Annotated in this window: 18 protein-coding genes; 4 read left to right on the top strand and 14 right to left on the bottom strand. The window is 63.8% G+C overall.

The genetic code is table 11. The features are described from left to right. Positions 1–98: 98 nt before the first annotated feature. The 3 genes from VGN46_RS14785 to VGN46_RS14775 are packed head-to-tail and all read left to right on the top strand — an operon-like array spanning position 99 to position 8254. Positions 99–2699, top strand: a complete 2601-nt coding sequence (locus VGN46_RS14785) for a glycosyltransferase family 2 protein (protein WP_414675261.1) — start codon at positions 99–101, stop codon at positions 2697–2699. Positions 2700–2723: 24 nt separating this feature from the next. Continuing rightward, positions 2724–4493, top strand: a complete 1770-nt coding sequence (locus VGN46_RS14780) for an autotransporter assembly complex family protein (protein WP_331644511.1) — start codon at positions 2724–2726, stop codon at positions 4491–4493. An 11-nt stretch (positions 4494–4504) separates the two neighbouring features. Then, entirely contained in the window at positions 4505–8254 is a 3750-nt protein-coding gene (locus tag VGN46_RS14775) for a translocation/assembly module TamB domain-containing protein (RefSeq protein WP_331644509.1), read from the top strand. Positions 8255–8316: 62 nt separating this feature from the next. On the opposite strand, the gene VGN46_RS14770 is transcribed toward VGN46_RS14775, so the two are convergent. Continuing rightward, a complete protein-coding gene (locus VGN46_RS14770) occupies positions 8317–9396 on the bottom strand; it encodes a M35 family metallo-endopeptidase (RefSeq protein ID WP_331644507.1) in 1080 nt (359 codons plus the stop codon). Between the two features lie 320 nt (positions 9397–9716). Between VGN46_RS14770 and VGN46_RS14765 the strand changes: the two genes are divergently transcribed. Continuing rightward, complete coding sequence (locus VGN46_RS14765; RefSeq protein ID WP_331644505.1) at positions 9717–9884, top strand: hypothetical protein; 168 nt, start codon at positions 9717–9719, stop codon at positions 9882–9884. Positions 9885–10020: 136 nt separating this feature from the next. On the opposite strand, the gene VGN46_RS14760 is transcribed toward VGN46_RS14765, so the two are convergent. The 13 genes from VGN46_RS14760 to flhF all read right to left on the bottom strand — a co-directional run bounded on the left by VGN46_RS14760 (position 10021) and on the right by flhF (position 21622). Next, positions 10021–10443, bottom strand: coding sequence for a DUF2802 domain-containing protein (locus tag VGN46_RS14760; protein WP_331644503.1), 423 nt, complete (start codon positions 10441–10443; stop codon positions 10021–10023). An 80-nt stretch (positions 10444–10523) separates the two neighbouring features. Next, a complete protein-coding gene (locus VGN46_RS14755) occupies positions 10524–11861 on the bottom strand; it encodes a HipA domain-containing protein (protein ID WP_331644502.1) in 1338 nt (445 codons plus the stop codon). 118 nt (positions 11862–11979) lie between these two features. Continuing rightward, on the bottom strand, positions 11980–12429 hold the full coding sequence (locus tag VGN46_RS14750) for a chemotaxis protein CheW (protein WP_331644500.1): 450 nt from the start codon (positions 12427–12429) through the stop codon (positions 11980–11982). Then, entirely contained in the window at positions 12426–13007 is a 582-nt protein-coding gene (locus tag VGN46_RS14745; protein WP_331644498.1) for a hypothetical protein, read from the bottom strand. Before VGN46_RS14745 ends, VGN46_RS14750 begins: the two co-directional genes overlap by 4 nt. Then, the gene (locus tag VGN46_RS14740) at positions 13004–13792 is read right to left on the bottom strand and encodes a ParA family protein (protein WP_331644496.1); all 789 of its coding nucleotides are present in this window, start codon (positions 13790–13792) and stop codon (positions 13004–13006) included. Before VGN46_RS14740 ends, VGN46_RS14745 begins: the two co-directional genes overlap by 4 nt. Continuing rightward, on the bottom strand, positions 13792–14685 hold the full coding sequence (gene motD / locus VGN46_RS14735; RefSeq protein ID WP_331644494.1) for a flagellar motor protein MotD: 894 nt from the start codon (positions 14683–14685) through the stop codon (positions 13792–13794). The genes VGN46_RS14740 and motD overlap by 1 nt, the downstream gene beginning before the upstream one ends. Next, complete coding sequence (locus VGN46_RS14730; protein ID WP_331644492.1) at positions 14682–15422, bottom strand: flagellar motor protein; 741 nt, start codon at positions 15420–15422, stop codon at positions 14682–14684. The genes motD and VGN46_RS14730 overlap by 4 nt, the downstream gene beginning before the upstream one ends. A gap of 1 nt (position 15423) precedes the next feature. Beyond that, positions 15424–17511, bottom strand: coding sequence for a chemotaxis protein CheA (locus tag VGN46_RS14725; RefSeq protein WP_331644490.1), 2088 nt, complete (start codon positions 17509–17511; stop codon positions 15424–15426). A gap of 8 nt (positions 17512–17519) precedes the next feature. After that, a complete protein-coding gene (locus VGN46_RS14720; RefSeq protein ID WP_331644488.1) occupies positions 17520–18161 on the bottom strand; it encodes a protein phosphatase CheZ in 642 nt (213 codons plus the stop codon). Between the two features lie 9 nt (positions 18162–18170). Then, the gene (cheY, locus tag VGN46_RS14715) at positions 18171–18572 is read right to left on the bottom strand and encodes a chemotaxis response regulator CheY (RefSeq protein ID WP_331644487.1); all 402 of its coding nucleotides are present in this window, start codon (positions 18570–18572) and stop codon (positions 18171–18173) included. Between the two features lie 30 nt (positions 18573–18602). Then, positions 18603–19334, bottom strand: a complete 732-nt coding sequence (locus VGN46_RS14710) for an RNA polymerase sigma factor FliA (protein ID WP_331644485.1) — start codon at positions 19332–19334, stop codon at positions 18603–18605. Next, positions 19331–20206, bottom strand: a complete 876-nt coding sequence (locus VGN46_RS14705) for a MinD/ParA family protein (protein WP_331644483.1) — start codon at positions 20204–20206, stop codon at positions 19331–19333. The genes VGN46_RS14710 and VGN46_RS14705 overlap by 4 nt, the downstream gene beginning before the upstream one ends. Positions 20207–20275: 69 nt before the next feature. Then, positions 20276–21622 (bottom strand): flagellar biosynthesis protein FlhF, encoded by a 1347-nt coding sequence (gene flhF / locus VGN46_RS14700; RefSeq protein WP_331644481.1) that lies wholly within the window; start codon positions 21620–21622, stop codon positions 20276–20278. Between the last annotated feature and the right edge of the window lie 67 nt (positions 21623–21689).

The raw sequence follows: 21689 nt of genomic DNA, 5'->3' as shown, positions 1-21689 counted from the left end.
CGTTCATCCCGGCGTTGAGCCATTCGGCACCGTTCGTTAAGCTCCCCCGGTTACCTTGTTGAAAGCCACTCGGGGGCCGACCGGTCCGGGGAATGTTTTTGAGCGCTGCGACCACGACCGACCGAAGCCACCCCATCCTTGTCGCGGTGATCCTGGCGATCGTCGTCGCCGGCCTGAACTTCGGCCTGTGGCTCGTGGCCAACCTGCCGAACGGCCCCGCCGACTGGAATGCGCCGGTCCCTGGCTTCGCGTTCACCGCGTACCAGCGCTACCAGAACCCGATGAAGGGCGATGTTTCGACCGACCCGGAAATCGATAGCGACCTGCGCCTGATCAAGCAGTACTCGCCACGGATCCGCACCTACTCCGTACTGGAGAACCCGCAGGTCGCCCGGCTCGCGGACAAGGAAGGCCTCGACCTCATGGCGGGCGCTCTTATCGATGCGCGCCTGGAAAATAACGAGCGTGAAATCGATGCGCTGATCGCCCAGGCCCATCGTTATCCCAAGACCATCACCCGGGTCATCGTCGGCAACGAAGTGCTGTTCCGCGGCGACCTCAAGCCCGAACAGGTCATGGGTTACCTGGATCGCGTCCGCGCCGCCGTGAAGCAGCCGGTATCGGTCGCCGAGCCGTTCCATATCTGGCTGCTCAACCCCGAGCTCGCCAACCACGTCGATTTCATCACCGTCCACTTGTTCCCGTACTGGAACGGTATCCCTGCCCGTGACGGCGTGGTCGATGCCATTGAGAGCTACAAGGCCCTCAAGGCGCGCTTCCCCGGCAAGCACGTGGTCATCGGCGAGATCGGCTGGCCCTCCAACGGCGATCGTTTCAAGCGCGCCTACCCCAGCGTGTCGAACGAGGCGATCTTCCTGCGCTCGTTCTTCAACCAGGCCCGGATCAACGGGATCGACGACTACTACGTACTGGAAGCGATCGACCAGCCCTGGAAGGAGAACCTGGGTGAAGGCCGCACCGGTGCGTACTGGGGCATGTTCAATGCCGATCGCCAGCCGAAATTCCCGTTCAAGGGGCCCGTGACCGAGGACGTGAAGTGGCCCTGGAAGGCGCTTGCCGCCTCGGCGCTCGCGCTCATCCCCATGCTGTGGTTCGGCATCGCCTTCCGCCGTTTCAAGCTGGGCGGCCTGCTGTTCATGATGGGGCTGATCCAGCTGGCCTGCGGCCTGATCGTCTGGTCGGCCACCCTGCCCTTCAACTTCTACCTCGGCCCGTTCGACTGGGCGATGCTGATCCTGCTGTTCCCCGCGCAGATCGCCATCCTGAGCATCCTGCTCATCAACGGCTTCGAGTTCACCGAAGTCCTGTGGCGGCGGAAGTGGATCCGCCACGCTGGCATGCTGCCGCCCGATCCGGTGGAGCGGCAGCCGTTCGTGTCGATCCACCTGGCCTGCCACAACGAGCCGCCGGAGATGGTCCAGCTCACCCTGGATTCGCTGGCCGCGCTCGACTACGAAAACTATGAAGTCCTGGTGCTGGATAACAACACCAAGGACCCAGCCGTGTGGAAGCCGGTCGAGGAATATTGCGCGAAGCTGGGCGCGAAGTTCCGCTTCTTCCACCTTGAACCCTGGCCGGGCTACAAGGCGGGTGCGCTGAACTTCGGCCTCACCGCGACCGACGAACGCGCTGACGTGGTGGCGGTCATCGATGCCGATTACGCGGTACGTGAAGACTGGCTCTCGACCCTGACCGGCTACTTCCACGATCCGAAGGTGGCCGTGGTCCAGTGCCCGCAGGCCCACCGCGATTTCGAGAAGAACCGCTTCCGGCGCATGACCGCGTGGGAATACGACGGCTTCTTCCGCATCGGCATGCATCATCGCAACGAGCGCAACGCGATCATCCAGCACGGCACCATGACCATGGTCCGCCGCTCGGCCCTGGAAGGCACCGGTGGCTGGTCGGAATGGACGATCTGCGAGGATGCCGAACTCGGCCTGCGTCTCATGCACGCCGGCTATGAGCTGGTGTACGTCGACGAACTCATGGGCAAGGGCCTAACCCCGGCGGATTTCAAGGCCTACAAGAGCCAACGCTACCGCTGGGCGTTCGGTGCGATGCAGATCCTGAAGGGGCGCTGGCGCTGGATGACCGGCAAGGGCCCGCTGACGGCCGGCCAGCGTTTCCATTTCCTCACGGGCTGGTTCAGCTGGTTCGCGGATGCGCTGCATTACATCTTCACGATGATGGGCTTGTTCTGGACCGCTGGCATGATCGCCGCACCGGACTACTTCAACCTGCCCATGCAGCTGTTCATGATCCCGGTCATCGGGTTCTTCTTCGCCAAGGCCATCTTTGGCGTGGTGCTGTACCGCGCCCGCGTCCCATGCAGCTGGTACGACACGATCATGGCCTCCGTGGCCAGCATGGGCCTGTCGCACGCCATCGCGCGCGGCATCCTGCACGGTCTCACCCGGGAGAAGACCGCGTTCGTGGTCACGGCCAAGAGCCGCCGTATGGGTGGCAGCGGCTTCGCCGCGTTCAGCCCCGTTCGTGAGGAAGTCCTCATGGCGCTGGCCCTGCTGCTCGCCATCGTTGGCATGGCCACGCACTACGGGACGCAATACGTGGAAAGCACGCTGTGGATGTTCATCCTCGCAGCACAGTCGATCCCGTATGTTTCAGCTATGGCAGGGGCATGGATCGCTCACCAATCAGGCGACGAAGCCGGCTAAAACAATCACGACAGAAGGACGCAGATGCGCCTGACCAGACGCCATGGACTGCTGCTTCTGCCGTGGTTCCTCATCCTCCCCGCCGCTGCCCATGCGGGCGTCGTGCTGAATGTGGATGGGGTCGATGAGAACCTGAAGAACGCCGTCGTCGCCGGCGTCGAACTGAGCCAGTACGCCGCCCGCGATGTCACCGATGCGCAGATCCGGCGCCTTTATGCGAATGCGCCCGAGCAGGTCCAGGCATCCTTGCGGCCCTACGGCTACTACGAGGCCACCGCCACGGGCGACCTCAAGCAGGTCGGCAACAACTGGCAGGTGACCCTGCATGTTGTCCCTGGCCTGCCCGTCAAAGTCACTGAGGTGAATGTCGTCGTCGACGACACGGCGGCGAAGGTGCCGGTGATCCGCCGCGCTCTGCGCGGCGTAAACAACCTGAAAGACAAGCCGATGAACGACGGGCAGTACGATGCGGCCCGTGATGCTGTCAGCGGCGCGCTCACCGCCACCGGCTTCCTCGACGCGCGCCTCGTGACCCACCGCGTAGAAGTGAACCGCGCCGAGCACAGCGCGAAGGTCGACCTCGCCTGGGAGGTGGGCCAGCGCTATCGTTACGGCCAGGTGAATTTCAAGAATTCACAGTTCCGCGATGGGTTCCTCGACCGCTACCTGCCGTTCAAGAGCGGCGACTACTTTTCGCAAGACCAGTTGCTCCAGCTCCAACAGGCGTTGAATGGCGCCGATTACTTCGCGGTGGTCAACGTCATCCCGGATACGGATGACGCAAAGAACGGCACGGTCGACATCAACGTCGAGCTGGCCCCGGCCAAGCGCACCATCTATACCGGCGGCCCGTTCTTCGGCACGGATACCGGCGTCGGCCTGCGCGGTGGCATCGAAAAGCGCTGGATCAATGATCGCGGACATAAGTGGAAGAACGAACTGGTGGTGGCCCAGCGCCTGAAGACGCTTTCCACGCTCTACCAGATTCCCATGCCAGGCCCCAACCAGCGCAGCTTTAACTTCGGTGCGAACTACCGCGACGCGAACACCGTCACCTCGAAGTCGCGCACGTTGCAGCTGGTCGCTAACGAAACGCGGTTGTGGCATGGCTGGACCCGCACGATCGGCATGAACGCGCTCACCGGCACCTTCACCGTTGGCAAGCGTGGTGGCGAAGGCGATAACGCCGAAGGCCTGGAGCACGGCCGCAGCACGCTGCTCTACCCCGAGGTCTCGCTCAGCAAGAAGAAGGGCGACAACCCGACGTTCGTGCGCAGCGGCTGGTCGCTGACGCTGACCGCACGCAGCACCGTCGGCACGTTGCTGTCCGATGCGCGCTTCTCCACGGTGATGGGCGATGCGAAATGGATCCAGTCGTTCTGGGGTCGCAACCGGTTGATCCTGCGCGGCACCGCCGGTAAGACCTGGACGGATGATTTCAGCGCCCTGCCCCCGCAGCTGCGCTTCTTCGCGGGTGGTGATCGCAGCGTGCGTGGCTACGACTTTGAGAGCATTGGTCCGCGCAATGCGTATGGCCGCGTGATCGGCGGCGAAAGCCTCCTCGTCGGCAGCACCGAGGTCGAACATTACTTCACCCGCAACTGGGGCATGGCTGCGTTCGTCGACGCGGGCAACGCCTTCACTGGCACGGATTACCACCCGCGCGTCGGCGCCGGCCTCGGCGTACGCTGGCTCTCGCCCGTCGGCATGATCCGCTTCGACGTGGCCGTGCCGGTGCAGGACAAGAACGAGCATGGCATCCACCTGCATGTCGTGATCGGGCCGGATCTGTGAGGGGCGCGGGTATGAAATGGTTGATCCGTGTTGGCATCGCGCTGGCCACCCTTCTTGTGGTGATCGCCCTGGGCGTATGGTGGCTCGTCGGAACGGCCAGCGGTCTTCGCTTCGCCCTCGGCCAGGCTGGTGGCTTTACCGATAACGCCCTCAGCGTCGCGCAGGCGGAAGGCCGGCTTGCCGGGCCGCTTGATCTTTCCGGCGTGCGCTACAAGGATGCTGAAGGCCTCGATGTGCGCATCGCGACGGCGCACGTGGATTTCTCCTTCGGCGCCCTGCTCCGCAAGACGGCGCATGTGTACACGCTCACTGTCGATGGGGTCGATGTAGCGCTACCGCCGAGCAAGCCTGACACTAACGAGCCCAGCGAGCCGTTCTCCCTGAATCCGCCGCTCGATATCGTGCTCGATAACGCGAAGGTGGGCCACGTCAAGATCACCCAGGCGGGGCAGCCCGTATTCGAATCGAACTCACTCGATCTCGCCGCGTCGTGGACGGTCAGGGGCATCGCGGTAAGCCGGCTTGCCCTGCGTGCGCCCGATGGCCAGGCTGACCTGGGCGGCAACCTCGCCGTGGGCAAAGGCTATAAAGGCAACGGCAAGGCCAGCTTCCAGTGGAAGGTGGGCGATATCGACTATGCGGGCGACCTGGAAGCGCATAGCGACGGCGCTAAGGCGCACACGATCATCAAGCTACGCCTGCCGTTCGTCGCGCAGGTAGACGCGAACCTCGTGCAGAGCGGCGATTTCGCCTGGACCGCATCGATCGACGCGCCCCGCTTCAATCCGAAGCCACTTCTTGGCGATAGCAGCCTGGAGGCATTGAGCCTGGCGTTGCGCGGCTCAGGTGACCGCTACGGCGCGAAGCTCACGGGCGATGTCGGGCTCAACGACTACCAGGTACGTCTTGCCCCCATCGATGCGGCCTTCGACCACGATTACAAGCGGCTCGCGTTGAACGAACTCACCGTGGGCTCGCCGCAGGTGAAGGGCTCGCTTACCGCGAAGGGCACGGTGGAGATCGCCGCGAACCCGCTCACGGCGAACCTTCAGCTGCAGTGGAAGGACGTACTCGTACCGGAAGATGTCGCGGGCCAGGTGCTGGCAAGCACCGGCAAGCTCACGTTTGAAGGCGGCGCGGAGAGCTATCACGCGCTCGGCGATGTTGATATCGGGCCTCCCGATCACCTCGGCAAGTTCACGCTCGACGTGAATGGCAAACCCGAAGTGATCGATATCCACACCCTCGAACTCAAACAGCCGAACGGCGACCTCGCCGCTAGTGGCAGCATCACGCTGAAGCCTGGCATCGCGTGGAAGCTCGATGTGAAGGGCGATCGCTTCGATCCCGGCCAGCTTCTCGCCGAATGGGCGGGTGCGCTCAACCTCGATCTTTCGACGGAAGGTCGGCTCGTCAATGACGAACCACTCGGCACACTCGACCTGCGCAAGCTGGATGGCACGCTGCGCCAACGGCCGCTGCGCGGCAACGGCAAGCTCGAACTGAAGCCGCACGAGGTCGTGAATGGCAAGCTCGACCTCGCCTCGGGTGGCAGCACGATTTCTCTCGATGCGAAGGGCGATACGGCGAACGACGCACAGCTGAAGCTGGCGATCACCTCGCTGGGCGATTGGCTTCCGGACGCCGGCGGTCGCGTCCAGGGCACGATCAACGCGAAGGGCACGGTGCCCAAGCTCGCGGTGAAGGCCGACATCCGTGGCAATGCCCTCGTGTACGCAGGACAGAAGGTCGATGCGCTTACCGTCAACGCAGATATTCCTGACATCAGCGCGCCGGGCGGAAAATTCGATGTCGTGGCGACCGGCGCCAATACTGGCGGCCTGATCTTCGATCACATTGCGGTGAATGCCAACGGTACGCAAGCGCAACACCAGCTAACGATTGATGCACGCGGCCGGCCTCTCACTACGGACCTGAAGCTATCCGGCTCGTACAAGGACAACGCGTGGAACGGCACGCTTTCCGCGCTGAACATCACGTTCCAGGGCCTGCCGCAGTTCCGTCTGCAGAACGCGAGCCAGCTCGCCTATAAAGACGGCGCCATGCGCATGAGCGACCTGTGCCTCACGGCGGGTGACCCCCTGCTCTGCGTCGCCGCCAACCAGGACAAGGGCGGCAACCTCGATGCTAGCTACCGACTACGCAAGGTACCGCTAGCGTTGATCATGACGGCTGCGGAAGCAGGGAATACACCGATCCGCGCAGACGGCACGATCGAAGGCGATGGGTCCATTCGCCGTACCGCAGCCGGCGCGCTCTCCGGTCAGGCCAATATCACCTCGCCGCATGGGTCGGTCATCTACCCGGATCGCAGCGAGCAGCCCTTGCTCGTCTACGACAACCTGGCGCTGAACGCCCAGCTCGCACCGGATAACCAGCGCGTTACTGTCAATGCGTCGCTCAATGACGGCGGCACGCTGGCGGGCAATGTCACGGTGAGCGGCGCGCAGCAGGCGCTCGGTGGCAATGTCGCCCTGCACCTGAAGAACCTCTCGGTCATCGAACTATTCACCACCGAACTTGATGCGGTGAAGGGTGGCCTCGACGCGAACTTCAACCTGGGCGGCACGGTCGCCGCACCGGCGATTACCGGACAGGCCTTGCTGGCGGGATTCGCCGCCGAAGTGCCCAGTGCCGGCTTGAAGTTGCATGACGGCCGGGTCAGTGTCAGCACCACCGATGCGACGAACTACGCCATCGATGGAACGATCCGGTCCGGCGATGGTACGTTGGGGATCAAGGGCACAGCCGCTCTGGGCGCTGGCGCGCAAATGCGCCTAGGCATCGAGGGCTCGAAGTTCACCGCCGTCGATATCCCGGCGGCGAAAGCCATCGTCTCGCCCCACCTCACGATCGTGCAGGATACGAAGGGCATGAACGTCACCGGCAAGGTCGGCATCGACCTGGCTGACGTGAACGTCGAACGCTTACCGGGTTCAGGTGCCACCAAGGCCTCGGCCGATGTGGTCGTCGTGGATGACAAAGCTCAGGAAGCCGCAGCGGAAGCGTCGCCGATCACGGCGGACATCAGCGTCGATCTCGGCCAGAAGCTGCATCTCGTCGGCTTCGGCATCGATGGCCGGATTACCGGCATCCTCGATGTACGCGAACGCCCCGGCCGCGCCACGACCGGCCAGGGCCAGGTCACCGTCGACGGTACCTACAAGGCCTACGGCCAGGATCTGCGCATCGAACAGGGCCAGCTGCTGTTCGCCAGCACGCCGATCGACAACCCGGGTCTCAACATTCGCGCGGCGCGCACGCTCAACCCGAACGCCACCATTGATGATGGGCAGAAGGTCGGCCTGTATGTCTCCGGCACCGCGCGTCGCCCGATACTCACCGTGTTCTCGAACCCGGTCATGGAACAATCCGATGCACTTTCTTATCTCGTCACCGGCAAGCCGCTGTCGCAAGTGAAGGGCGGCGAAGGCAACATGGTTGGCGCTGCCGCCCAGGCACTGGGATCGGCGGCGGGCGATCTTCTCGCAAAGAGCGTCGGCTCACGCATCGGCGTCGATGACATTGGCGTAAGCAACAACGACGCACTCGGCGGCACATCCGCCTTCACCGTAGGCAAATACCTCTCGCCCCGCCTCTACCTCAGCTACGGCGTTGGCCTGTTCGATCCCGGCCAGGTGATCACACTGCGTTACCTCTTCAGCCACCGCTGGAACTTCGAAGCGCAGAACGCGACCGATTTCAGCCGGACGAGTTTGAATTATCGGTTGGAGCGGTAGACGCGGGCAACGCCCCGGAGCATCACACCCGGGGCGTCATCCGTGGTCTACGGGCTAGTCAGCTACCGAGACCTACCTTCGTCGGTAATGTCGATTTTCTTCGCTGAGTCAGCGTCTTCGCCGAGCTCGTCGTAGGGCGTTGTATCCATGACGTAGAATTCAAAGGAGTCAGCATTCCGCACCGCTTTCCATCTGTCCTTCTTAGCGAGTTCTTCAACTTGCCTAACGCCATAGACGTAATCTTGCGCGCCTTCGAATCCCGCATTGAAATGTGAGTACTCGTGAACGACCGTGCCGGCCCGCGACGTCGGCCACCCCGTCTCCGGCAAGCTGAAGAATAGATCGCAGAAATGAATGATGTATGGTGAATCCGCCTCTGCCCAAGCAGGTGTAGTCGGCGGATATCCCGGGCAACCGCATTTTGGCTTGAGCTGATGGCCAGGCCCACCGAGTATGCGACTCGAAATCTTCCGCGCGGTCGTATATGCGTGACCGTTGTCGCTTTCAAGCCATCCTTCCTGATCGAGCATGTGCCCGTCGTCGTGCACGCCGAACCAGCGCTCGTATCGCGGGTGAGGCATGAAGACGGTGTGGTACTTCCCGTCGGGGCCTTTTATTTCCTTGTACCGCTCATACATATGCCCCTCTGCCGCAAACGCTCTATCAAACGCACGACTCCTGGCTGAGTAGATCGTATCGCGCTGCTCCTGCGTGCACTCGTCGCCCGTAGCCGCCGTTATGCGGCGGACGGGGCCATCGACCAGAATGACGGTCTCGTTTGATATCACCTCTTTCAGTGTGTTGTGGCGGAACGTCGCGTACTGCTGGGCACTGACCACGCTCGGATCGGGCTCTCGATCAAGAGGAAGCACGTAGCGGACGGCGAACGCGCCTCCGTTACCGTAGTCGTACTCCTGCAGTAGATCGACGTCGCCAGACCGACGTTCGCCGGGATGTAGCACGACGAAGTCCTCCGCGTGCAAGCGGCCGACGTTAACCCAGCGACCAACGTACGAGGCGCGTTTTCCGCTCGCGTCGGATACTTCGAATATTGGCTTCGGGAGCCTGCCTGCAGCCTGGGCGAAGGGCGTGTCCCATACGAAAAGGGTCAGGTCCTCGTCGCCGGTATTTTCGATATCCACGTGAACAATCGCTGCTCGCTCGGCATCGTGGAGATAGGGTGTACTGAGTTGAACGCTCAACGCTTGCGTTGCGTACGTGGCTGACGGAAACGCCAGAACACCACAAAGGGTCGCCAAGGCGACGATCGAAATGTTTGCGCAACGAGGGCGCCAAGCATCCACTGGCTTCTTCATATCGCACTCCGTGAGAAAGGGTGCGCAAGATAGCGGCCAGCTTCATGGTGTGAAAATAGAAGAATTCTGAGTTTTCGTGCGATCTTCCGCACATGTGATCAAAATCACACGTTCGATGCCGGAGGATTGAGCTATCGACATGAGTGATGGTGCACTGTCAATTCGCGCCGCCTCTATCTCACGATGGCGCCGGCCTGTTCGATCCCGGCCAGGTGATCACACTGCGTTACCTTTTCAGCCACCGCTGGAACTTCGAAGCGCAGAACGCGACCGATTTCAGCCGGACGAGTTTGAATTATCGGTTGGAGCGGTAGCTAAGGCGGACGGGTAGATCGACGTCGATAGAAGAATTCTGAGTTTTCACGCGGTTTGCCGCGCGTGGGAACGCCACGGGCCCCGCTGCGCCGTCGCGAAAGATGTCGCGCACAAGTGCGCTCCCACAACGAGCAATTAGCGCGCGGAGTGCAGACGATGCAACAGCTCGGCTTCCGTTAGCGAGATGCCGCAGGTTTCGGCGATATCCTGCGGTGATGCGCCCTGGCGGGCGAGGCGCTGCGCGAGTGCGAGGGCGCGGTCGCTGGCGGTGCCGGGTTCGGAGGCGATCGAAACGGCCGGCGTACGACGGACCTGATCTTCGATATCGCCGAGGCGGTTTTCCAGACGGCGAAGCATGTTTACCAGCTGGTCTGGCTGAACACCAGGGGCGACCGCGGCCGGCGTCGGCTCGGGCTCGGTCACTTCCGGGTCCATGGCGACCACCGGCTTCGGAGCCTGCACGGGCGCATGGCCCAACCGGCGGAACACGAGCAGCAGGCCGATGAGGTTCAGGGCGGCGAGTGCGATCAGCACGTAGCCAATGACGGCAGCGTTCATGCGGGTGTGGGCTCCGGGATAACGGGGACACGGTAGCGCATTGAATCGTGGCGCACTAGGGATCGCGCGCGAGCAAGTTCCTACTGGAGCAAAGCCTTCAAGCGGGCCGCGCGGTCGGCGGCCCATTTCGACCAGTCCGCGCTAACCAGTTCATGGCGCGCCGTCTCGTCCCATACGTCGCGTGCAATCAGCAAGGCCTTCGGATCGTCCACCCTGGGCGGGGGCTCTGGCACAAGGGCTGGAACATTGCCGCTCGGGGCGGGTACCCAGCGCATGGGTGTCATGTCATACGCGGGGGCTACCGATAGAAGCGGCGCGTGTTTGCTCGAAAGCAGGAAGGAGAGATTGCCCATGTGCATGTCGGTGTTCGCCAGCAGGTGACCGATCGATGCAAGGTGCTGCACCTGCTCCATCTGCGCGCGACCGATCGCGCCCCGGCGCTCGAGGTGTTCCGCCGCGCCGACCCAGCCGTTCTGGGGTCCCATGTAGCCCAGGGTCTGCGCCAATGACCTTAGGGATGCCATGCCTTTGTGGCCGTGCTTGCCGACCCGGTCGAATCGATCTGTCTCAAGCCAGATCCGGTCATCGTGCTTCCAGACCTGGGTCGGCGCAGCATTCACGCCGTGCGATGCCATGACCTGTGCCGCAATGCCTTCCGTGACCATGATGTCGCCCCAGCGCTGTGCCGCAGGATCGTTCGCAAGGGGCGGGGAAAACTTCACCAGGACGGCACGCGGCGCATAGCCCACCCCATCATCGACCACGGCGGTGAACTTCGGCTGTTCGCCATCCGCCGACGCACCCACCATGATGCCGTCGAGTACTTGTCTGGCGCGCTCAGCGTAAATGGCACGACGCGCGTCAGCGGCTATAGGTCCGTCATTCACCTCGACGATACGCGCAAGACCCAGGTTTCCGCGCCAGTCCCACGCTTGCTGGAGCGCGGCCGACACCACCTGGTCTTCCGTCCAGGCATTGACGTCGAGCGTCCATCCATGTGCGTGAGCATGTTCGCGCACCCACGCGCGGCCAAGGAAGCCGGCGGGGCGGAAGGCTTCGAGATACCAGGGCAACCCCTGGAACACGCCGGAAGTCCCTTCCCGTTCACCTATGCGCATCCAGTCGGGCGCACCGGAGGCCATGTTCACCCACCACTGACCAGCCGCGAGGGCGACCAACGTAGCGACTTCTCGGTCTACGCCCTCTTCGTCCCGGATCACGATGGGCGCTGGCTGGATGGCCGGGCGAGACACGGCATAGACACGACGGGTCGTTTGACCGATTCGAAGTACGTCTGGCTCAGCCTTTACCGCGCGCTGGAAACTGCGCTCTGTGCCGACACTTTCGGCGACCAGCCGATAGAGCTCGGCTGCAGGCAAGGCGCCCCGACGGTTCAGAGCATCGGTAATAGCAGACATGGCGGCCGATCCTGTCGCAAGAGGTCGATGAAAAACTCCTTCACGGACAATAGGCTACCGCTGATTTGTCGGAAGATGATTTTTCCGACCGTTTTTATTCAGTATTTGTTTATTTTTGTCAGGCGCGGCAGAGGCGGCCTACGTCGACCAGGGCGATGAAGCCATCGTCGCGGGTGATGACGCCGCTGACCGGGTCGTCGCGGCGGGCCGCGCGGCCGGGCGGAGGGGGCGCGATCGCCGCCGGGTCGAACTGCAGCATGTCGCCGATGACGTCGATGCGCAGGCCAACAATCGTACCGGCGTCGTCGAATACGATCACCCGCTGGGCATCCAGCTCGTCAGCGGCCGCTTCGCCATCCAGGCCAAACCGGCGGCGGCCGTCGAGCACCGGCACGATCTGGCCGCGCAGGTTGACGATACCGAGCACATCCGACGGCGATCCCGGCACGGGTGTGATATCGCCGGGACGGATCACTTCGCGCACGGCGGTCAACGACACGGCGTACTGCTGCCCCTTGAGGGAGAAGCCAAGCCAGGGACCCTGGCCTTCGGGTTTTACAGCGCTCACGGGCCAAGCTCCTGTTCCAGCCATGCGATGAGGGCGGTGGTGCCGATGACGCCACACCGCAGTTCTTTGGACATACCCGCGAGCCAGGGTCGGGTGGCGGCGCCATCACGCCACATCACGCTCGCACTGTCGATCTCGACCGGCTCGTCCGTCACTTCACACGCCAGCGCCCAGCGCCGATCGCCGAGCAACACCAGCGTGGGTGCATGGGCGCCGGCCATATCCGGCGAGAGAATCGCGGCGAGATCGGCGACCCGTGCTTCACCGCTAGGGTGGCGCCAGCGGCCAAGACATACGGGATTCGTATTTCGCGGCGGCGTGAGCGGCGGCATCGGCAACATGTGCGTGATGTCCGCCATGGCGACCGCGACCTTGACTCCGGCGGCTACACACAAAAGATAACGCGGCGGCTGGGATGCCGCTTCGGACTCCTGCACCGGCGCCGTGTTACGCCACGATTCGATGGCGACCACCTGGACCTGGGCCGGCGACTCGTCCGCCACGACAGGTGCCGGCGTCAGCAGCTCGGCAAGGTAGTCGGCGACGATTTGCTCGGCGTCGTTCATGTTGCCGATCACGCTGCCGCATCCGTAACGGACGAGGCCGACTTCGCGAGAAGTTCGGCGAGCAGTTGCCGGTAAGCGTGGCCGCCTCGACGCGCGGCCGGCCATGACGCCAGCGGCACGCCCGCTGCGCTCGCTTCGCGAATCTGCGTATCGGTAGGAATGACGGCTTCGCTGACCAGATCACCGTACTGCTCCCGCAATTGCACCAGGCAAGCACGGGATGCATGGGTACGCGCATCAAACAGCGTCGGCACGATCGTCCGCGGCATCGGCTTGCCGCGCGAGCGTTCGATCATGGACAGGCTGCGCAGCATCCGCTCGAGGCCCGCCAGGGCGAGCGCCTCGGTTTGCGTGGGCACCAGCAGACGATCACTTGCCGCCAGCGCGTTCACCATCAGGACGCCCAGCGTCGGCGGGCAATCGAGCAGGACATGGTCAAAATCCGGCGCGAGTTCGGCCAAGGCGGCGCTTAGCACCAGGCCCATGCCGGGCTTGGTGCCGAGGTGCCGATCAAGCGTGATCATGGCCGCCGACGCAGGCAACACGCTGAGGCGATCCCATTGCGTGGCATGCACGAGGGTGCCTGCGGGCAACGGATTGCCGCTCACGCCGAAGAGATCGAAGACACTACCGTGCGCGCCGCCTTCGACGCCGATGTAGCCGGAAAGCGACGCGTGCGGATCCATGTCGACCAGTAACGTACGCTTGCCGTCGGCCGCCAGCATGCTGCCCAGCGACATGGCCGTAGTGGTCTTGCCGACGCCGCCCTTCTGGTTGGAGATAGCCCATACCTGCATCAGGGCGCCACTCCCGTCGTGGGCAACGGCGACGGTGACGGCGACGTCTTATCGCTCATCACCACGATCACGACGCGCCGATTGCGGTTGCGCCCATCGTCGGTCGCGTTCGAAGTCGTCGGGCGGTACTCACCCCACCCCATGATGCCGACCCGGTGTGGGTCCACACCCTGCTCGGTAAGCAACCGGGCGACGGTCGCGGCACGCGCCGCGGACAGTTCCCAGTTTGAAGGAAACGTGACCGTGGCGATCGGCGTGTTGTCGGTGTATCCCTCGACCCGCATGGCATTCGGGAACGGCGCCAGGATGCTCGCTAGCTTACGCAGGACATCCTGCGCGGCAGGTTGCAACTTCGCGACGCCTACCGGGAACAGGATATCCGTGCGCACCTCGATCTCAAGCCAGTCCGGCGTCTGCCGCACGCTGACCAGGCTCTTGTCGATCAGCGGCTTCATGGCGCGCTGCACTTCCTTTGAAATCTGGCTGAGGCTCGCCTCATCGGTCTTGCCGACCGTGCTGTTGTCGGCCGGCGCCGTCTGGCGCTTCTCGCCCGGCTGGCGTTCAGCCGCGGCGCCTTCGTGACCCGGCAATGGCAGGTTGCGCGGCGGAATAGGCACATCGATCTTGGCGATAGGGCTGGCCGTCGGCGAACGCGTCTGGTTAGGCAGCGGCACCTGCGTAGCCGGCGCGTTGTCACGGATCGGTTCGATTACCTTGCCGGTGCCGTTGAAGGCTTCGTTGATCGACGCCGCCATGACGCGGAACTTCGTTTCGTTGACAGCGGATACCGCGTACATCACCACGAACAGCGCCAGCAACAACGTGATCAGGTCACCATAGGGGATGGCCCAACGCTCGTGGTTGATATGTTCTTCGTGGTGGCGGCGCTTCACTGCAGGAACCCTTGCAGCTTGCTTTCGATGTGCCGCGGGTTATCGCCCTGTGCGATCGAGACAAGGCCTTCGACCAGGATCTCGCGCATCTGCGAGCGTTGGCGAGCCAGCCCTTTGAGGCGTGCGGCCATCGGCAGCGCCAGCAGGTTGGCGAGGCCGATACCGTAAATGGTGGCGACGAAGGCGGCCGCGATGCCGTGGCCCAGCTTGCTCGGGTCGGCCAGGTTCTGCATGACGGCCATCAGGCCCATCACGGCGCCGATGATACCCATCGTGGGCGAATACGCGCCCGCGTTCTCGAAGACTTTCGCCGCCTCGATATCAATATGTTCGCGGGTGAAGACCTCGACCTCGAGCACGGAGCGCATCGCGTCCGGCTCGGTGCCATCCACCAAAAGCTGAAGCCCCTTCTTGATGAAGGGGTCTTGTTCGCGCTCGATCGCCGGTTCAAGACCGAGCAAGCCCGTGCGGCGGGAGATCTCGCTCCAGCCAACGATGCGGCTGACAAGGTTCTCCGATTCGATATCCGGTGGCCGGTAAACCCAGGGCAGCATGGCCCAGGCCCGCTTGAGCACCGTGCCAGGCGTCTGCACGAGCAGCGCGGCGAAGGTGCCAAGGAAGACGATGACGAACGCAGCCGGGTTCCACAGGGCGTCGAGGCTCGAGCCCTTGAGGATGGTTCCCACGATGATGACCAGGAAGGCCAGGATCGTACCGACAACGCTCACGATATCCATATCAGACGGCCATCCTCAGGCTGGGCAGCACCTGGCCGCTATCGTCGGCCAGGCCGGCGAGATCGAGCACGAGCGAAATGCGACCGTCGCCCGTGATGGTCGCACCGGCGACGCCTGGCACGTCTTTCAGGAACGGGCCAAGCGGCTTGGCCATGACATCTTCGCGGCCGAGCACTTCATCGACCAGGCAACCCAGGGTCTGGTGGCCGATCTGCACGACGACGACGTGCCCGCCCCGGCCCTTGGCGCCAGCCCAGTTGCCGAGATCGGCGAGCGGTAGCGCGCGCTGGCGATGGGCGGCGACGATCCGACCATCCAGCTCCTGCACCTGGCCGTCGGCCAGTTCAAAGACTTCTGCGACATTCGACATCGGCAGGCTCAGCAAGCGGTTGCCCACGCGCACCATCAGCACGCGCAGGATCGCGAGTGTCAACGGCACCGAGAGGCGTACCGTGCTGCCGTGGCCGACCCGCGAATCAATCGACAGGGTACCGCCAAGTTCGACGATCTTGGTCTTTACGACATCCATGCCCACGCCACGGCCGGAGATATCCGACACCTGGCTGGCCGTGGAAAAACCTGGCCTGAAGACGATTTCGTAGCATTCGCGCTCGTCGAGACGGGCGGCCTGCTCTTCATCCATCAGGCCTTTCTCGACGGCCTTGCGGCGCAGGACCTCGGGATCCATGCCCTTGCCATCGTCGGTTACGGTGATAACGATGCGATCGCCATACTGGCCGGCGGCGAGGCGTACGGTGCCGAGGCGTGGCTTGCCTTCGGCTTCGCGGACATCGGGCATTTCAATGCCGTGGTCCACCGAATTGCGCAGCAGATGCACCAGCGGATCGGCCAGCGCCTCGACGACGGTGCGATCGATATCGGTTTCTTCGCCCTCGGTAACGAGTTCGATTTCCTTGCCGAGCTGGCGGGCGAGATCGCGCACGATACGCGGGAAACGCGAGAACAGTTTACCGACCGGCTGCATGCGCATGCGTAGCACGGCGTTCTGCAGGTCTTCGGCCACGCGCTCGAGTTCACCGATGGCGCGCTCCATCGGATCGTTGCTGCCGCGCGGGGCGAGGTTGGTCAGGCGGTTGCGGACCAGGACCAGTTCGCCGGCGGCGTCGACCAGGCTATCCAGGCGATGGGTATCGACACGGACGGTGGTTTCGGCAGTGGCGCTGGGCTGGCGTTTTTCTGTGGGGGCTGCAGCCGGTTTTGCTTTGGTGGCGGTCGGCTGGGATGCGGCGGGGGGTGGTGTTTCGGCTTCGGGAATCGCGAGCAAGCTCGCTCCTACAGGAGCAGGAGCAGGAGCGGTGGCGGGCTCGGCCGGGGCGGAGCCGCTGGGGGCGCCGGTGCCGTAGAGCTGGTCAAGCAGGGCTTCGAACTCGTCGTCGCTGATCGTGTTGCTATCGGCGGTGACGGGCGTCGCGGTTTCGGCGACGACTGGCGCGGCCGGTGCATCGACGGCACCTTCGGAGCCGGGTGCGGCAGTGCCATAGAGTGAATCGAGCAGCGCTTCGAACTCATCGTCGGAGATGGTGCCTGAAGGCGCGGCGGCCGGTGCGCGCTCGGTGCGCGCGGCATCCAGCAGCGCCTCGAACTCATCTTCGATCGGATCGTAGGACTTGGCGGGAGCTGTCGCGGCGATAGCCCTGGGTGCGCTGACCGGCACCGCGAGCGCCACCGGCGCAGCCGATGCGATGCGGCCGGGCACGACAAGACGATCGAGCAACGAACGCGGCGCAGGCTCGGCCTGCACACCGGCATCCGCTGCGCGCATCATGTCATTGAGCAGGTCGAGCGACTCCAGCAACGCGTCCATGAGGCCCGCATTGAGGATGATGGCGCCGTTGCGCGCCTCATTCAGGAGATCTTCTGCGCGGTGACACAGTTCCACCATGGCGTTCAGGCCAAGGAAGCCCGCCCCGCCCTTTACGGTGTGGAACGCACGGAATACCGCGTTCAGGAGCTCGCTATCTTCTGGCGAGGCCTCGAGATCCACGAGCTGTTCGCCCAGGGTCTCAAGCAGTTCGCGTGCCTCGATCAGGAAGACGTTGAGCAGCTCATTGTCCAGCTCCACGCTCATGGCGGGGCTCAGAAGCCAAATTCGCTGAGCAGGCGATCTACTTCGTCCTGGCTGACCTTATCCGCCGCCGGCGCGTTCGCGCCCGCTAGCGAACCGGTGAGACGCACCAGTTCCACCAGTGAAGATTCGACCTTGGCCATGAACGCCTCGACCTGGGCGACGCGCTGGCCGGAAAGATCCTGCCAGGACTGCGCTTCGACCATTTCACCAAAGCCGATATCACAGCTCTGCGCGAAATCGCCGACGCGTACCGCCAGCGACGTGGCGTTGACCGCGAAGGCAGGGTCAGCCTGGTCGAGCACGAGCAGTTCATCGGCCTGCTTTGCCAGCGACTGGGCCTGCGGGCGCAGCTTTTCGCTGAAGTCGAGCGTGCGATGGGCCGCGGTCGCGCTCATCTCAAGGACATCGCGCAGGTGCTTACGCGCGTCACTCATCGTGCCCGGCACGCCGTCGCTGGAAATATCCGAGGCGAGGCGGCGGGCGGATTCGTGCAGGTCGCGCGCCAGGTGGCCCAGGGCCAGGAACAGATGCTGTTCACGGCTGCGGATCAGGCGATCCAGCGCATGTTCGAAGGCGGCGCTGTCGTCGGCATCCAAGAGCTCGCGCAGTTCGGGTGCCACGTCCTGGCCAGAGGAAATCATCGTATTCATGTCAGTCCCTTAGCCGGCGGCCGCAGCGAGTCGTTCGAAGATCTTGTCGAGTTTTTCCTTCAGCGTGACCGCCGTGAACGGCTTCACGACGTAACCATTCACGCCGCTTTGGGCGGCCGCGATGATCTGGTCACGGTTGTTCTCGGCCGTCACCATTAGTACCGGCAAGGATTTCAGGCTGGCATCCGCGCGGATGGCACGCAGCAGGTCGATGCCGGTCATGTTCGGCATGTTCCAGTCGGTGACCACCAGGTCGATCGGCTGTGAGCGCAGGAGCGTCAGGGCCGCGTTGCCGTCTTCCGCTTCCTGGATCAGCGTGTTGGTAAAACCCAACTCCACCAGCAGGTTGCGGACGATACGCCGCATGGTGGAGAAATCGTCCACCACGAGGATCTTCATGTTCTTGTCCAAAGCGTTCTCCGCCCTACAGCCGCGTAGTTCTTAGTGTTTGTCTTTCCAACCCGACATGCGTGCGCGGAGACGGATCAGGGCCTGGCCGTGGATCTGGCACACGCGCGATTCGCTTACTCCCAACACCGCACCGATTTCCTTCAGGTTGAGTTCTTCATCGTAGTACAGCGACATCACCAGCTTTTCGCGCTCCGGCAAGCCATCGATCGAATCGGCGAGCGCGTGGCGCAAGCCATCCTTCTCGAACAGGCCATCGGGGCCCGTGGCATCCGGGTCGGCTACGTCGATCGCGGAACCTTCGTCGCCTTCCGGCGCCGTCAGGCTCAGCAACCGCGCACTCGCCGCGTCCGCCAGGATCTGGTTGTATTCCATGGCATCGATGCCGAGACGCTTCATCACTTCCACGTCGTTGGCGTCGCCACCGGTTTCGTTCTCGATCTGCCTCGTTACCTCAGCCACCTCACGCAATTTCCTGTGGACGCTGCGTGGGGTCCAATCCGTCTTGCGCAGTTCATCCAGCATGGCGCCACGTATGCGGATACCCGCATAGGTTTCGAAGCTGGCCGCGCGAGTCGGCGAATAATTCCTTGCCGCCTCAAGCAAACCGATCATTCCGGCCTGCATGAGGTCGTTTGCATCGACGCTAGGCGGCAGGCGGCCCATCAGGTGATAGGCGATCCGGCGCACCAGCGGCGCATGCGTTCTTACCAGTTGATCGGCCGGAACCTTAGTGATTTCAAGGTATTCGCTCGCGACGCTCACAACGGCAGCCCTCCCCCCACGTGTTCGCGGCCGGCAAAAAAGCCGATCCGACCCTGACCACGGGGTTCGGGTTCACCCCATGTATCGACCGACCTGGCCAAATTCTTGAATCCCACCGCCGAACGGCTGCTCGGCCAGGCATCAACCACCGCCGACTGGCGGCGGATCGCCTGGCGCAGGTACTCGTCGTGCGGCACCATGCCCATGAAATCGAGGGAGACATCCAGGAACCGGTTGGTCACCCGCGAGAGTTTTTCGAACAGCTGGCGGCCTTCCTGCGCATGGCGGACCATGTTGGCCACGATGCGGAAGCGATTAACCGCGAATTCGCGCGACAGCACCTTGATCAGGGCATAAGCGTCGGTGAGTGAGGCCGGCTCGTCGCAGACCACCACCACTACCTCGTCGGACGCGGCGGCGAACATCGACACGCTGTCGGAGATGCCGGCGGCGGTATCAACGATGAGGTATTCGGGCGCCAGCGGGTATTCGTCGAAGGCACGGATGACCGCGGCATGCTCAATGTTCGGTAGCTGGGCCATACGCCGGGTGCCCGACGTGGCCGGGATCACCTTGAGCCCGTGCGCCGCCTGCAACACGAGGTCTTCAATGGTGCAGGCGCCTTCCAGCATGTGGCCGAGGTGCCGCGTGGGCTGCAGCCCCAGCAGGACATCGATATTGGCCATGCCGAGGTCGGCATCCAGCAGGATGACGTCGCGGCCACCCATGGCCAGGGCCATGCCAAGGTTCACGGCCACCGTGGTCTTGCCGACACCGCCCTTGCCGCCCGCGATCGCGATGCTGCGCGTAGGACGGCGGTCGGCGAGCCAGTTAAGGCTGGCGGCCTGCGAGTTGTCGACGTGTGTGGTCATGAAGGAATTCACTGCCGGTGAAGAAGTTGCGGTTGCGGTTGCGGTAGGCACGTTCGTGAAATGCTGCGATCAGGCCAGGGTCGGCGCGGAGGCAAAGCCGAAGCGATCGGCGAGCACGGCGTCGTCTGGCTCTTCGTTGCGTTGCTTGAGCATCTGGGCGGCGAGGCAAACCAGCTTGCGTGCGTCGGCGGACGCGATGTCCTCCGGGACGCGCTGTCCATCTGTCGTGTAGTCGAGTGGCATGCCGTGCCGGATCAACGCTGAAAGCGCGCCACCCAGCAGCGGTGTCTCGTCGAGCTTGGTCAGGATCGCGCTCTGCGGCTTCAGCGGTGCATAGGCGCGCACGGCGTTGTCGATCGCCTGCGCCTGCGCGTTGGCCGCGACCACCAGGCAGACGCGCACATCGGCCATGGCGCGCAGCGTTTCAAATTGCTGCTGGAGCTTCGGATCGTTGCCGGCGAGTCCCGCCGTATCGATCAGCACCGTGTGTTTGCCGCGCAGCTGCAACAGGACATTGCGCAGGCTTTGCGCATCAAGCGCGTTGTACACGCGGACCCCGAGCAGGCGGCCGTAGTGTTCAAGCTGCGCGCCAGCACCGATGCGGTACTGGTCCGCACTGATCAGCGCGACGTTGGAGGCACCGTGGCGCAGTACCGCACGCGCCGCCAGCTTGGCGATGCTGGTCGTCTTGCCGACGCCGGTGGTGCCGACGAAGGCGGTAACGCCACCACCGACCGTATCGAAGTTGCGGCCGCTGGTGCGGATGTTGCGCGAGAGAATGCCCAGCGGCAGGTAACGTGCCTGCTCCGCGGTCATGTTGTCCGGCAGTTCCGCACACAGCGCGCGGGCCACATCACCGTCGATCCCGAGACGGGTCATTTCACGAAGGACCCGGGCGCGCAGCGGCTGCACGCGATCCATCTGGTTCCAGGCCAGCGCGGAAAGCTGCACTTCCAGCATTTCGCGCAGGTTGTTGATCTCGGCGCGCATGCCGTTGACGGCAACATCGTTCTGCGGGCCGCCCACCGTAGCGGCGCGGACCACGTCGGCGACGCTGGCGGCCAGCGCGGCGGACGACTGGCGCTGCGGCGCGTTCGTGTTTTCTGCGATACCCCTGGTGGCGCGTTCGACGGCGGCAGCCGTGGCGGCGCGGGCCTGGTCGACCCGGGCGATGCGCTCGGCCTCGCGATGGTCGCGGGTGGCGCGGATCGACTCGACCTTTTCGTCCGCGGTCGGCGGCTCAAAGGCAAAGCCGGCTTCGCGCACCAGCGCTTCGTCGTAATCGAGCGCGGCGATGATCTCGATGCCGTCGTCCATCCGGCGCGTGGACAGGATCACGGCGTCCGGACCCTGCTCATCACGGACCTGGCGCATGGCCTGGCGCATGTCGGGAGCAACGAATCGTTTGATTTTCATGCGTTCGATCCTGTCTTCATCGATCGGCGCCCGGTTCCCCTGGGCCGCCACCTTGTTCTGTCACGTC

The sequence above is a fragment of the Luteibacter sp. genome, from assembly GCF_036500425.1.
In the GTDB taxonomy this organism is placed as follows: Bacteria; Pseudomonadota; Gammaproteobacteria; order Xanthomonadales; family Rhodanobacteraceae; genus Luteibacter.
Note: the sequence above shows the minus strand (reverse complement) of the source record. Positions and strands in the feature narration are given on the sequence as shown.

What these genes read in the sequence shown, in the direction of transcription:
- VGN46_RS14780 (WP_331644511.1), top strand. Translation starts at nt 2,724, where the DNA reads ATGCGCCTGACCAGACGCCATGGACTGCTGCTTCTGCCGTGGTTCCTC.
- VGN46_RS14775 (WP_331644509.1), top strand. Translation starts at nt 4,505, where the DNA reads ATGAAATGGTTGATCCGTGTTGGCATCGCGCTGGCCACCCTTCTTGTG.
- VGN46_RS14765 (WP_331644505.1), top strand. Translation starts at nt 9,717, where the DNA reads ATGGTGCACTGTCAATTCGCGCCGCCTCTATCTCACGATGGCGCCGGC.
- VGN46_RS14760 (WP_331644503.1), bottom strand. Translation starts at nt 10,443, where the DNA reads ATGAACGCTGCCGTCATTGGCTACGTGCTGATCGCACTCGCCGCCCTG.
- VGN46_RS14755 (WP_331644502.1), bottom strand. Translation starts at nt 11,861, where the DNA reads ATGTCTGCTATTACCGATGCTCTGAACCGTCGGGGCGCCTTGCCTGCA.
- VGN46_RS14740 (WP_331644496.1), bottom strand. Translation starts at nt 13,792, where the DNA reads ATGCAGGTATGGGCTATCTCCAACCAGAAGGGCGGCGTCGGCAAGACC.
- VGN46_RS14730 (WP_331644492.1), bottom strand. Translation starts at nt 15,422, where the DNA reads ATGGATATCGTGAGCGTTGTCGGTACGATCCTGGCCTTCCTGGTCATC.
- VGN46_RS14725 (WP_331644490.1), bottom strand. Translation starts at nt 17,511, where the DNA reads ATGAGCGTGGAGCTGGACAATGAGCTGCTCAACGTCTTCCTGATCGAG.
- VGN46_RS14720 (WP_331644488.1), bottom strand. Translation starts at nt 18,161, where the DNA reads ATGAATACGATGATTTCCTCTGGCCAGGACGTGGCACCCGAACTGCGC.
- VGN46_RS14705 (WP_331644483.1), bottom strand. Translation starts at nt 20,206, where the DNA reads ATGACCACACACGTCGACAACTCGCAGGCCGCCAGCCTTAACTGGCTC.
- flhF (WP_331644481.1), bottom strand. Translation starts at nt 21,622, where the DNA reads ATGAAAATCAAACGATTCGTTGCTCCCGACATGCGCCAGGCCATGCGC.